The sequence below is a fragment of the Bradyrhizobium sp. B124 genome, assembly GCF_038967635.1.
In the GTDB taxonomy this organism is placed as follows: Bacteria; Pseudomonadota; Alphaproteobacteria; order Rhizobiales; family Xanthobacteraceae; genus Bradyrhizobium.
The window spans coordinates 3,324,204-3,336,977 of the sequence record NZ_CP152413.1 but is presented as its reverse complement, the minus strand read 5'-3'; the positions used below and the strand labels follow the sequence as shown (position 1 = coordinate 3,336,977).

11 protein-coding genes are annotated in these 12,774 nt (G+C 65.7%); 7 read left to right on the top strand and 4 right to left on the bottom strand.

The genetic code is table 11. The annotated features are described in order from the left end of the window. Window positions 1-2 precede the first annotated feature (2 nt). Window positions 3-2,270 carry a xanthine dehydrogenase family protein molybdopterin-binding subunit gene (locus AAFG13_RS16035; protein ID WP_342712606.1) on the top strand — a complete coding sequence of 756 codons (2,268 nt, stop codon included), beginning with the start codon at window positions 3-5 and terminating at the stop codon, window positions 2,268-2,270. A gap of 81 nt (window positions 2,271-2,351) precedes the next feature. Here AAFG13_RS16035 and AAFG13_RS16030 read toward each other — a convergent pair whose 3' ends face one another. Next, window positions 2,352-2,999, bottom strand: a complete 648-nt coding sequence (locus AAFG13_RS16030) for a cupin domain-containing protein (protein WP_342712605.1) — start codon at window positions 2,997-2,999, stop codon at window positions 2,352-2,354. A gap of 180 nt (window positions 3,000-3,179) precedes the next feature. Here AAFG13_RS16030 and AAFG13_RS16025 point away from each other — a divergent pair, with 180 nt between their 5' ends. The 4 genes from AAFG13_RS16025 to AAFG13_RS16010 all read left to right on the top strand — a co-directional run bounded on the left by AAFG13_RS16025 (window position 3,180) and on the right by AAFG13_RS16010 (window position 6,849). Further along, complete coding sequence (locus tag AAFG13_RS16025; protein ID WP_342712604.1) at window positions 3,180-3,947, top strand: ABC transporter substrate-binding protein; 768 nt, start codon at window positions 3,180-3,182, stop codon at window positions 3,945-3,947. A 213-nt stretch (window positions 3,948-4,160) separates the two neighbouring features. Further along, on the top strand, window positions 4,161-4,814 hold the full coding sequence (locus AAFG13_RS16020; RefSeq protein ID WP_050401103.1) for an amino acid ABC transporter permease: 654 nt from the start codon (window positions 4,161-4,163) through the stop codon (window positions 4,812-4,814). Beyond that, window positions 4,811-5,542, top strand: coding sequence for an amino acid ABC transporter ATP-binding protein (locus tag AAFG13_RS16015; RefSeq protein ID WP_342712603.1), 732 nt, complete (start codon window positions 4,811-4,813; stop codon window positions 5,540-5,542). Before AAFG13_RS16020 ends, AAFG13_RS16015 begins: the two co-directional genes overlap by 4 nt. Before the next feature lie 14 nt (window positions 5,543-5,556). Beyond that, on the top strand, window positions 5,557-6,849 hold the full coding sequence (locus tag AAFG13_RS16010; RefSeq protein WP_342712602.1) for an FAD-binding oxidoreductase: 1,293 nt from the start codon (window positions 5,557-5,559) through the stop codon (window positions 6,847-6,849). 127 nt (window positions 6,850-6,976) lie between these two features. Here AAFG13_RS16010 and AAFG13_RS16005 read toward each other — a convergent pair whose 3' ends face one another. Together AAFG13_RS16005 and AAFG13_RS16000 are read right to left on the bottom strand one after the other, a co-directional pair. Beyond that, window positions 6,977-7,966, bottom strand: coding sequence for a dienelactone hydrolase (locus AAFG13_RS16005; RefSeq protein WP_342712601.1), 990 nt, complete (start codon window positions 7,964-7,966; stop codon window positions 6,977-6,979). 2 nt (window positions 7,967-7,968) lie between these two features. Continuing rightward, window positions 7,969-8,370: a PaaI family thioesterase gene (locus AAFG13_RS16000; protein ID WP_312011751.1), complete on the bottom strand. Its 402-nt coding sequence runs from the start codon at window positions 8,368-8,370 to the stop codon at window positions 7,969-7,971. Window positions 8,371-8,705: 335 nt separating this feature from the next. Here AAFG13_RS16000 and AAFG13_RS15995 point away from each other — a divergent pair, with 335 nt between their 5' ends. Beyond that, entirely contained in the window at window positions 8,706-9,869 is a 1,164-nt protein-coding gene (locus tag AAFG13_RS15995; RefSeq protein ID WP_342712600.1) for a GAF domain-containing sensor histidine kinase, read from the top strand. A 440-nt stretch (window positions 9,870-10,309) separates the two neighbouring features. On the opposite strand, the gene AAFG13_RS15990 is transcribed toward AAFG13_RS15995, so the two are convergent. Beyond that, window positions 10,310-11,899, bottom strand: a complete 1,590-nt coding sequence (locus AAFG13_RS15990) for a gamma-glutamyltransferase (RefSeq protein ID WP_342712599.1) — start codon at window positions 11,897-11,899, stop codon at window positions 10,310-10,312. Window positions 11,900-12,000: 101 nt separating this feature from the next. On the opposite strand from AAFG13_RS15990, the gene AAFG13_RS15985 reads away from it, so the two are divergent. Continuing rightward, window positions 12,001-12,774, top strand: a complete 774-nt coding sequence (locus AAFG13_RS15985; RefSeq protein ID WP_212316364.1) for an enoyl-CoA hydratase-related protein — start codon at window positions 12,001-12,003, stop codon at window positions 12,772-12,774.

Below are 12,774 nucleotides of genomic sequence, written 5' to 3'. Positions count from 1 at the left end.
GCATGACGGTTGAACTCAGTCTGACCCGCGACCCCGCCCACATCAGGCACGGCTCGAACATCGGCCAGCCGATGACCCGCACCGACGGCGTGCTGAAGGTCACCGGCAAGGCCCGCTATGCCGCGGACAATCATCCGCCCGGCATGGTCTATGCCGTGATCGCGACCAGCTGCATCGCGCGCGGCCGTGTCACCGCGCTCGATGTCGCCGCCGCCAAGCGCCATCCCGGCGTCATCGACGTGATGACGCCGGCGCACAGGCCGGAGCTGGCGGAAGATCCCGACGCCAAGGGCAACCCGTTCGCCTTCCGCATGGAGCTGTTGCAGAGCGATGAGGTGCGCTACGCCAACCAGGCGATCGCGGTCGTGATCGCGGAGACGCTGGAGGCCGCGACCGAAGGCGCGGCGCTGCTGTCGCCGCGCTACCAGGTCGAGATCGCGCGCGTCGGCCTTGATGCCGGCGAGGCCTATGCGCCGCCCGTGGTCGGCATCGGCAATCCCGCCGAAGTTCGCCACGGCGATATCGATGCCGGCATGGCTGCGGCCGCGAAGCTGACAGATTCGACCTATGAGACGGCGGCGCAGTATCACAACGCGATGGAGCCGCATGCGATCGTCGCGGTGTGGGACGGCGACCGCCTGTTCATCGACACGCCGAGCCAGGGCATGGGGTTCGCGCAGATGCGCATCGCGGGCCTGTTCGGCATCCCGCCGGCGAACATCCACATCAACAGCCCGTTCCTCGGCGGCGGCTTCGGCTCCAAGGGGCTGATCTCTGGACCGCAGGTGCTCGGCATCATGGCCGCCAAGCTGATCGGCCGTCCGGTCAAGCTGGTGCTGCGCCGCAGCCAGATGTATGGCCCGGTCGGCCATCGTCCGCCGACCCGCCAGCGCATCCAGATCGGCACCGACGATGCGGGCCAGCTGACCGCGATCAATCATGAGGCGCGGGTCACGACGTCGAGCTTCGACGATTTCTACGAGCCCGCCGCTGACGCCTCGCACACGCTCTATGCCAGCCCGGCGATCCGCACCGCGCACGAAGCGGTGCGCGTCGACACCGGCACGCCGCTGTTCATGCGCGCGCCGGGCGAGGCCACCGGATCGATCGTGCTGGAGAGCGCGATCGACGAGGCGGCGTTCGCCTGCGGTATCGATCCGCTGGAGTTTCGGCTGAAGAACTATGCCGAGGTCGAGCCGACCACCGGCAAGCCGTTCTCCTCGAAGGCGCTGCGCCAGTGCTACGCAAAGGCCGCCGAACGCTTCGGCTGGGCGGGACGTCCGCTGCAGCCGAAGCAGATGCGCGACGAGAACGGCTTTCTGGTCGGCTGGGGCGTCGGTACCGCGACCTTTCCGGCCATCATGTTCCAGGGCAATGCGCGCGCGGTGATCCGCGCCGACGGCAAAGGCGTGATGGAGACCGGCGCGCACGACATGGGGCAGGGCGCCTGGACCGCGCTGGCGCAGATCTCGGCCGACGCGCTCGGTCTCGATTTCGATCAGCTGACGTTCCGCTCCGGCAGCTCCGATCTGCCCGATGCCGGCATTGCCGGCGGTTCGGGGCATACCGCAACCGTCGGCGCCGCGATCCACAATGCAGGCGCTGCCGTGATCGCAAAGCTCGCCGAGCTCGCGACCGCGGACCAGCGCTCGCCGCTGTTCGGCGCCGGCAATGCCGGCGTGGTGGCGCGGGCCGGGCGGCTGCATCGCCGCGACGACGATGCGCGCAGCGAAAGCTATGCCGACATCCTGGCGCGCGCCGGCCTCGCCGAGGTCGACGCCACCGGCAGCGGCGCGGCCGATGCGGCGGCGCAGTCGCAATATGCGATGCACGCGCATGGCGCCGTGTTTGCCGAGGTCAAGGTCGATCCCGAGCTCGGCCAGATCCGCGCGACGCGGCTGGTCGGCGCATTCGCTGCGGGGCGCATCGTCAATCCGTTGATGGTGCAGAGCCAGCTCTACGGCGGCATGATCTGGGGCCTCTCCTTCGCGCTGCACGAGGAGGCGGTGATGGACCATCGTTCGGGCCGCATCCTGAATGCGAACCTCGCCGAGTATCATGTGCCCGTGAATGCCGACGTGCCGCCGATGGAGGTGATCACGGTCGACGAGCACGATCCGCACGTCAATCCGCTCGGCATCAAGGGCGTCGGCGAGATCGGCATCACCGGCAGCGCCGGCGCAGTCGCCAACGCCGTCTTCCATGCCACCGGCATCCGGGTGCGGAATTTCCCGATCAAGATCGAGGAAATCGTGATGGGGTTGAAGTGATGCGTCTTGACCTGAGGGCTCCGTAATAACAGGTGTCGTCCCGGCGAAAGCCGGGACGACGAACGGAGAGAGCGCGGGGCCTCACCCCGCCGCCGTCACGCAATTCACCCACAGCACCACGGCCTTGGCGTCGCCGGCCGGATTGGAGAACCGATGCGGGCGGCGGCTGGCGAAGCGGAAGCTGTCGCCCTGCTTCAGCGTCCAGGTCTCGGTATCCACCGTCAGAATCATCTCGCCTGATAGCACGAGGCCGGCCTCTTCGCCGTCATGGGTATAGAACTCGTCGCCGGTGTTGCCGCCGGGTTCGAGATGCACGAGGAACAGATTGAGCCGGCTCTCGCTGCCGGCCGGGCTCAATAGCTGCTTCGAAATCCCGGTGCGCCACAGTTTCAGCTCGGCGCGCTGCACCTCGCGGGTCACGACGCCGCCGGCGCCGTCATCCCTCGGCGTCGCGCCGAACAGCGCGGCGATGCCGACGCCGAGCACGTCGGCCAGCGTCGCCAGCACGCGCAGCGAGGGCGACGACAGGCCGCGCTCGATCTGGCTGATGAAGCCGATCGACAGGTCGGTACGCGCGGCAACGGTCTCCAGCGACATCTGCTTGGTGCGGCGCAGGTCGCGGATGCGGCGTCCGACCGCGAGATCCATCGCCGGTTCGGCCGGCTTCTTGACCGGCTTTTTGGCCGCGCGTCGTGGCGTCACGGGCCGCGCTGCCGCGCCTTTGCGCATTCTCTTGCCGCCGCTCACGTCAATCCGCTTCCTTCATGTGCATGAAAACCGCTTGCATTGGCCGCGGTTTCGTGACCACAATTTCATATTTGTGAAAATAGGCCGGAACGGCGTCGCCCGCAACATCTAGCTCGAAAAGCAGGGCGATGCGGCGCCGAGGCCAGCTTCGGGAGGTGTGCGATGTCCTTTCAGCGTCTCGTCCATGCCGCGGTCGCGGCGCTTGCCCTTGCCTTGAGCGCGCCGTCAGGGGCGCAGCAGGTGCTCAAGGTCGGCTCGACGCCGACCGGCATCCCCTTCACCTTCCTCGACACCAAGACCAATTCGATCCAGGGCATCATGGTCGATCTCGCCACCGAGATCGGCAAGGACGCCGGCTTCTCCGTGCAGATCGAGCCGATGCAGTTCTCGGCGCTGATCCCCTCGCTGACCGCAAACAAGATCGACATCATCGCGGCCGCGATGTTCGCCACCGCCGCGCGCAAGGAGGTGATCGACTTCTCCGAGCCGGTCTACACCTATGGCGAAGGCCTCGTGGTGCCGAAGTCCGACGCCAAGGCCTATGCCACGCAGGAGGATCTGAAGGGCACCGTGGTCGGCGCCCAGGTCGGCACCGCGTTCGTCGACGCGCTGAAGAAGACCGGGCTGTTCAGCGAGGTCAAGGTCTACGACACCATTCCCGACATCCTGCGCGACGTGAATGCCGGCCGTCTCAAGGCCGGCTTCGCCGACTATCCGATCCTCGCCTACAATCTGCAGCAGGGCAATTTCGCCGATGTGCGGCTGGTCGACGGCTACAAGCCCGTTACCGTCGGCACGGTCGCGATCGGCATCCGCAAGACCGACACCGAGCTGCTGGTGAAGATCAACGCCTTGCTGGCCAAGCTGAAGGCCAACGGCACGATCGCGAAGATCCTGGAGAAATGGGGCCAGAAGGCCAGCGCGTCGTGAGCGCGTGTGCTGCTTCACTCTGTCTGGCTATGTGAGATTAGTTGACCCGTCACCCTGAGGAGCGCGTAGCGCGTCTCGAAGGGTCGACGGCCACCAGCGGGGCCGATTCATCCTTCGAGGCTCGCCCAGCGGCGCAAGTGCGCCGCAAGGCTCGCACCTCAGGATGACGGAGGTAGTATTCGAGCATGTGACGGGACTGGATACATTTAGCCGATGCAAAAATTCTTCCATGACGCCGTCGAGTTCGTGCCGATCCTGTTGCAGGGTGTCTGGCTGACCATCGTCGTCACGGTCGGCTCGCTCCTGCTCTCGACCGTGCTTGGGCTGGTGTGGGCCTTGATGCGGGTGTCCGGAATTCGCATCCTCACAGGCCTCAGCGCCGCGCTGATCAATGTGATCCGCGGCATCCCGATCATCGTGCTGCTGTTCTACATCTATTTCGTGATGCCCGATTTCGGCATCGCTCTCTCTGCATTGCAGGCCGCGATCATCGGACTCGGCATCGCCTACTCGGCCTATCAGGCGGAAAACTTCCGCGCCGGCATCGAGGCGATCGACAAGGGACAGATCGAGGCGGCGCAGACCATCGGGATGGGCTGGTGGCTCACCATGCGCCGCGTGGTGCTGCCGCAGGCGGTCAGGATCATCCTGCCGCCCTACGGCAACATCATGATCATGATGCTGAAGGATTCTTCGCAGGCTTCCACCATCACGGTCGCCGAGCTCGCATTGCAGGGCAAGCTGATCGCTTCCTCGACCTTCAAGAACACCAGCGTGTTCACGCTGGTGGCGCTGATGTACCTCACCATGAGCATTCCGCTCATCCTGCTGGTTCGGCACTTCGAGAACAAGGCGAACCGCAAATGATCGAGCTCAACGACGTCCACAAGAGTTTTGGCAAGGTCGAGGTGCTGAAGGGCATCACGGCATCGGTCGCCAAGAGCGAGGTGGTGTGCATCATCGGCCCGTCGGGCTCCGGCAAGTCGACCATCCTGCGCTGCATCAACGGGCTCGAGAGCTACGATCGCGGCGAGATCAGCGTCGAGGGCGCGCGCGTCGATCAGGGCGCCCGCTCGATCGTGGCGATCCGCACCCAGGTCTCGATGGTGTTCCAGCGCTTCAACCTGTTTCCGCATCGCACCGCGCTCGAGAACGTCATCGAGGGGCCGCTCTATGTGAAGAAGGAGCCGCGCGAGGCGGCGATCGCCCGCGGCCGTGCGCTGCTCGCGCAGGTCGGCCTTGCCGACAAGGCCGAGGTGCATCCGCCAAAGCTCTCCGGCGGCCAGCAGCAGCGCGTCGCGATCGCGCGGGCGCTGGCGATGCAGCCGAAGGCGATCCTGTTCGACGAGCCGACCTCGGCGCTCGATCCGGAACTGGTCGGCGAGGTGCTGTCGGTGATGCGCAAGCTCGCCGATGACGGCATGACCATGGTCGTCGTCACCCATGAGATGGGCTTTGCCCGCGACGTCGCCGACCGCGTGCTGTTCATCGACGGTGGCGTCATCGTCGAGCAGGGCTCCGCCAAATCCGTCCTCAACCAACCGCAGCATCCGCGCACCCAGGATTTCCTGCGCCGCGTGCTGCACCCGTTGTGATCAGGCCACCTGCAATGAACGCGCCTATTCGCCTGCCGCTGCCACCGAGTCTCTACGCCGACACCGCGGTGGAGGCGACGCCGACACCGCCGCTGACATCGGACAAGAGCGTGCCGGTCGCGATCATCGGCGGCGGCTTCACCGGCCTGTCGACCGCGCTGCACCTCGCCGAGCAGGGCGTGCTCGCGACCGTGCTGGAGGCGCAGGAGCCGGGCTGGGGCGCCTCCGGCAACAATGGCGGCCAGACCAATCCGGGGCTGAAGCACGACCCCGATCAGATCGAACAGGATTTCGGCGCCGACCTCGGCCGCCGCATGATCGAATTCTCCTACGGCACCACCAACTTCACGCATGACCTGATCCGCCGCTACCAGATTCCCTGCGAGGCGCGGCAGAACGGCACGCTGCGCGCCGCCTATAATGAAGCCAGCGCCACGGCGATCGAGACCACGGCAAAGCAGTGCATCCGGCGCGGCATGCCGGTCAAGCTGCTCAATGCCGCCGAGATGCGCGAGATGACCGGCAGCGACCGTTACCTCTGCGCCATGCTGGATGCGCGCGGCGGCGACCTGCATCCGCTGAGTTACGCACGCGGCCTGGCGCGCGCCGCGATCGGTGCCGGCGTTGCCGTCCATGGCGAGACGCCGGCACTGTCGTTGCGCCGTGACGGCAGAAGCTGGCGGATCGAGACCCCGCGCGCAATCGTGCATGCCGACAAGGTGCTGCTCGCGACCAATGGCTTTACCGATGATCTCTGGCCCGCGCTCCGCCGCACCATCGTGCCGGTGTTCTCGTCGATCGCGGCGACCGCGCCGCTGTCCGACGAGGTCGCGCGTTCGATCATGCCGGGCCGTCCGGTGCTCTACGAGAGCGGCCACATCACGGTCTATTACCGCATCGACCAGCACAATCGCCTGCTGATGGGCGGCCGCGGCCCAATGCGCTGGATCAGCAAGCCGACCGACGTCGCTTATCTGATGCGCTACGCCGAGCGGCTGTGGCCGCAGCTCAAAGGCGTCAGCTGGACCCACGGCTGGAACAGCCGGCTCGCCATCACCACCGATCACTATCCGCATGTTCATGCGCCCGCGGAGAATTTGCTGATCTCGCTCGGCTGCAACGGCCGCGGCGTTGCGCTCTCGACCGCGATGGGCGCGCAACTCGCCCGCCGCCTGGTCGGAGGTGCAAAGGCGGAGATCGACATGCCCGTGACCGGCATCAAGCCGATCCCGATGCACGCTTTCTGGCGCGTCGGCGTCACCACGGCGGTGCTGACCGGCCGGGTAAGGGACAAGCTCGGGATGTAGAATGCGGATGGGCGGTTGCGTAGGGTGGGTTAGCGAAGCGTAACCCACCGCTGGTCTCCCTTCGGTCGACAGGCCGATTTGGGACGACAATGGTGGGTTACGCCTCCGGCTAACCCACCCTACGAAGCTATCGCGTCCCGGCCTCGCCCAAATGCGTTCTGAAGAACGCGATGGCGGCCGTGTGGAAGCGCTGATGAAAGGCGAGGCGATCGAAGCCTGGCGGGTCGGTGCAGATGGCAGCCATCTTCGCTGTCTCCTCCGGCGTGCAGGTCGCGAGGAAGGAGAAGTGCTTGGCATCCTTCACCAGGTGAAAGTCCGGTCTGGACGGAAGCTCGTCGTTGATCGCGGCGGCACAGCACCCGGAGAGACCGTCGCCGCTCTGCGCGGGGTCCGAGCTCCACAACTGAATCGGGATCGTCACGGCTTTCAGGTTTTCGGCGGCAAAGAACAGCACAGGAAAGGGATCGACGATGATCGCAGCCTTGATCCGCGGATCGTGGACGACCGGTCCGCTCGGCTTTTCTCCGCCTTCGAGTTCCTTGCACGCCCGCAAGCTCGATGTCTGGCAGTTCGGCAGGCCCTTGCGGAGATCGGGCTCGCCGCCAATCGCCGCGAGGCCTGTATAACCGCCCCAGGAGAAACCATAGAGACCGATGCGTCCGGCATCGATGCGAGCTGCATTGGGCCAGCCTCCGAGTGCGTAGTCGATCGCGCGCTTGATGTCGGCGGGCCGCTCGACCGTGACGGCAAGGCTGTCGGTGCCGCTGGTGTCGCGCTCGGTATCGGTCGGATGATTGATCGTCACGACGATGAAGCCGGCATCCGCAAGCGCCGCGGCGGTGTCGTGATGGCCGCCGAGCCAGCCGCGCCTGCCATGCGAGATCACGATCAGCGGCAGCTTGTCTCCCACGATCGGGCAGTCGTTGACGCCGAAGAATGTTCTGCCGCCGCGGGCGTCGATCTCGTGCGGGGGCTCGGCGCAGGGATGCCATACCACCCCTCTGATCGCAGGCCCGTCGGGGCCCGCGGGAACGTCGAAGCGCCGTAGTCCGGCCGCCTGCGCCGCAGAGACCGCAAGCAGCAGCAGGGCTGACAGTACGAAGGGAGCACAACGCATGGCTATCGCTTGTCCAGAATCCGCAATTCGGCCGTGGCGCTGGCAACGGTCAAATTGTCAGCGTCGATCAGATCGGCCTCGACGATCATGTCGCGGTCGGTCTGCGAGACGACCTTGGCCTTGGCCGTGATCGGACCGACGCGCGCCGGCTTGAGAAACCGCGTGGTGAGGGTTCTGGTCACCACGGTCTTGGTTGACGGAAGTACAGCGAGGGCGCCGAGGCCTGTCGCCGAATCCAGCATCGCCGCAAGGAAGCCGCCCTGGATCGTTCCATGCCGGTTGGTGAACAGCGGCTGCGCCACAAAGCGGATCGAGGCGATTTCGCCGTCGAAGCCCAGCCACTCGCGTCCGAGGAGCTGAGCGCCGGGCGGCACGTCTGCGCTTGCATCGCTCAAGCCAGTCACCATTGTTCGTTGTCGGGCCGAAATGTATCAGCCCATTTGCGTCCTGCAATGTCGCTCGGCGCGCCATCGCGAAAGTGCCGATCACTGATTTATCCGACAAGCCCCTGCGGCGTCGGTGCGATCCGAACTTGGGAAATGCGGGAACCATCATTAGATGTGGACAGCGGTCGAAGTTTCGGGCCATGCTGAGATCACTGACGATCCCCATCGTGCGTGACCCATGATCGAGCTTTTTGTACCCGGTATTTTGCGTGAGGTAGATCCGAATTCCCGAGTTGATTGCCACGAACTTGGAAGGCTCGTCAGCCGCCGCGACGACAGAGCTCCCCGCTGACTTGAAGGCTGATATCCTGGCGATCAGCCGGATCGATGCAGTTCCGACCATCCTCGACGTGGTGTGCCGCAGCACAGGCATGGGCTTTGCCGCGGTGGCGAGGGTCACGGAAAGCCGCTGGATTGCCTGCGCGGTCCGGGACAACATCTCGTTCGGACTGAAGCCCGGCGATGAGCTGAAGGTCGAGACCACGATCTGCGACGAAATCCGGGCGAGCGGACACGGCGTTGTCATCGACCATGTCGCCGAGGATCCGGCCTTTCGCGACCACCGCGCGCCGGCGATGTACGGATTTCAAAGCTACATTTCGATCCCGATCGTCCTCGCCAATGGCACGTTTTTCGGGACGCTCTGCGCGATCGATCCGCACCCGGCGAAAGTGAACACGCCGGAGGTCGTCAACATGTTCAGATTGTTCGCTTCGCTGATCGCGTTTCATTTGCAGGCGCAGGAGAGGGTCGCAACCAGCGAGGCCGCGCTGCTGAACCACCAGCAGGCGGATGAGATTCGCGAGCAATTTATCGCGGTGCTCGCGCACGATTTGCGCAATCCGCTCGCCTCGATCGACGCGGGCATGAGGCTGTTGCTGAAGGAGCCGCTCAACGAAAAGTCGATGACCTATGTCGGGTTGCTTCAGAACAGCGTGAAGCGCATGGCGGCCCTGATCGACGATGTCCTGGACTTTGCGCGCGCCCGTCTGGGCGGCGGCTTCAGATTGAAGCGCAGCGCCGACGCGCAATTGCTGCCGGCGCTTGAGCAAGTCGTGAATGAATTGCGTGCGGCATGGCCCGATCGCGTGATCCAGACCGATTTCGCCATCAATCGCGGCATCAACTCCGATCCGGCCCGGATCGCGCAACTGCTGTCCAACCTGGTCGGCAATGCCCTGAAGCATGGCGATGGCAATTCGCCGATCAGGGTGTCAGCGGCAACCGACAGCGAGGGCTTTGAGTTGTCGGTCGCCAATGGCGGGGCGCCGATCTCTCCGGCGGTTATCGAGAGGTTGTTCCAGCCGTTCTTTCGCGTTGCGCACCAGTCGACCTACGAAGGCCTGGGTTTGGGCCTCTACATCGCCGCGGAAATTGCGCGCGCCCACAACGGCAAGCTTGAGGTGACGTCCTCCGCCGCCGAAACACGGTTCACCTTTCGGATCCCGCGCTGCTGATCGAAAGCCGTACAAACTCGCGCCGTTGATCCATCACCGACACCTCACGCCATGGCATGGACTTGGCCTCCCACTTTGCCAAATCCCTGCACTATGATGTGTCGGCTATGTCTCCGAACACCCGTCGGTCATGTCCTCGGGCTGAACACTTGACCGGGCGATCCAGTACGCCGCGGCCTCTCGGCTCACGCGCCGGCGTCTCTGGAATACTGGATCGCCCGGTCAAGCCGGGCGATGACACCGAGATGAAGTACGCAATGATCGTGCGTCGTATCGCGCGAGAACCATCCTCATCGTCCTGGCGAAAGCCAGGACCCATTACCCCAAATCGCAATCGTTGCGCGACGCTGGGGCCACAGCCCCCTTCAACAACATGACCCTGTGGTTATGGGTCCCTGCTTTCGCAGGGACGACGGCGGGAGGAGAGCTGTGCGCACAACTTACCCCTCCGCGATTGCATCGCTCCACGGATGAAACGGCTCGGTGGCGCCGCTGTTTGTGGTGCCGTCGCGCAGCACGATGCTGGGGCAGGCGAACTTCTTTGGCTGGGTCTGGATGCGGGCCTCCGCATAGTCGAAGCTGCCGCGCAGCGCGTCGCGCACAGCTTGCGGCAGGCGGACATCGCCGATCACCACATTGCCTTCGCTGGCGTCGATGCGTGGCTGGTGGATCGCGGCGTCGAGATCCATGCCGAAATCCATCACGAAGGAGAGCAACTGCGACACCGCGGGAAGGATGCGGCGGCCACCGGATGCGCCGGCGGCAAGACGGCGGCCGTCAGCCGCCTCAGCCACCACGGGCGTGTAATTGGTCAGGCAGCGCTTGCCGGGCGCAAGCGAGTTCGGATTGCCTTGCGTCGGATCGAACCACATGATGCCGTTGTTCATGGTGAGGCCGGTGTTCGGCGTCACGAATTTGGAGCCGAAGGTCGACAGCAGCGTCTGCGTCACCGCGGCCATGTTGCCGTCGCGGTCGACCGCCGAGAAATGCGTGGTGCAGCTTGGGGCGATCGCCTCCGCGCCGAGCGCGCGGCGGCCGTCGACGTCGCCCATGTCCTTCAGCCGCTCGCGATAGGCGGCCTGCAGCGCCTCGGCGTAGGCAGCATAGGCGGCCGCGTCCGGACCGCCCTGCGCGGGTGCGAACGCCTTCTGCAACAGGCCGAGCGTGCGCGCCATGGTCGGACCCGCGGTCAGCTCCGGCGTCGCGTAGACCGTGCCGCCGCGATAGGGAATCCTGAGCGGCTCGCGCAGATGGGCGCGGAAGGCGGCGAGATCGCGCACCGACAGCGCGCCGCCGGCGGCCTGGATATCGTCAGCGATGTTGCGCGCCAGATCGCCCTCGTAGAAATCGCGCGGGCCAGCCGCGGCAAGCTGCGCCATCGTCGCCTTCAGCCTGTCCTGCGGCATGCGGACCACCGATCTGATGCCCCATTGCGCATTCGGCGGCAGGCCGTCCAGCAGATACGCCGCGGCGCTGGCCGGATAGCGCCGCAGATCGGCGGCGGAGCTTGCGATCATGTCGGTGGTCCACCAATCCACTAGCAGGCCTTCGCCGGCGAGCTTGACGCTCGGCGCCAGCAGGTCCTTCCACGGCATTTTGGCGTGGCGGCGATGCGCCTCTTCCATGCCGGCGACGACGCCGGGCACCGCGATCGAGCCGGGGCCGTGCAGATTGCGGTCGTCCTTGACCCGCGCCCAAGGGAACAGGTCGGAGGCGGCGCCACCGGTCAGCGGATAATCCTCGAGGCGCAGGCCGTCCGGCGCCCGCATGCCGTAGTCGATCACCTCGACGCGGTTCTCCTTGGCGCGGTACAGCACCATGGCGCCGCCGCCGCCGGCGCCGCTCATCCATGGCTCCAGCACGCCCAGCGCAAAGGTGGTTGCAATCACGGCGTCGACGCAATCGCCGCCCGCTGCCAATACCTCCGCGCCGACTTCGGCCGCCTTGCGCGATTGCGCGGCGACGATGCCGCCCTTGGCGCTGACGGCCGGCTTGCGGATCACTTGCGAGTTGGAGAACTGGTCGGACATGGCGTTGCTTTCGCTGTTCTTGTTGCGGGCGGGTCGCGTTGGCGTAGCATGCCAAGCTTGGCACTGTCAGTGCAACAAGAACCAATTTCGGGGAGCGGAAAATGAGCAGTGTGAAGCGTGAGCGGGACGGCAAGGTCGGCATTCTGACGCTGAACGATCCCGCCAGCCTGAACGCCATGACGCCGGAACTGCTCGGTGATCTCGCACGCGCCATAGGCGAGATGGGCGTCGAGCCCGGCATCCGCGCGCTGATCCTGACCGGGGAGGGACGCGGCTTCTGCTCCGGGCAGAATCTCAAAGCGTTCAACTCGCTCGGCGACAATATCTATACCGGCGTGATGAAGCATTACTGGCCGGCGATGCAGGCCTTGCGCGAGTGCCGGATGCCGGTGGTGGTCGCCGTCAACGGCGTCGCGGCCGGCGGCGGCTTCAGCCTTGCGATGTCCGGCGACATCATCCTGGCCGCGCGCTCGGCGAGCTTCATCCAGGTGTTCAGCCGGATCGGCCTGGTGCCCGACCTCGGCTCGACCTGGCTCTTGCCGCGCCTGATCGGGCGCCAGCGCGCACTCGAGTTGATGCTGCTGAACGAGCCGTTGTCGGCCGAGCGAGCCAAGGAGTGGGGATTGGTGCGCGACGTGGTCGACGACGCAAGGCTGCTCGACGAGGCGAAAGCGCTAGCAGGCCGCCTCGCCGATGGCCCGACGCGCGCGCTGGTCGCGACCCGGCAGCTGCTCGAGGAGAGCGAGCACGCAAGCTACGCCGATCAGTTCCGCCGCGAAATCGAGCTGCAGATGGTGATCCGCGAAAGCGCCGACGCGCAGGAAGGCCGCAAGGCCTTCGTCGAGAAGCGCAAGGCCCAGTTCACGGGGCGCTAG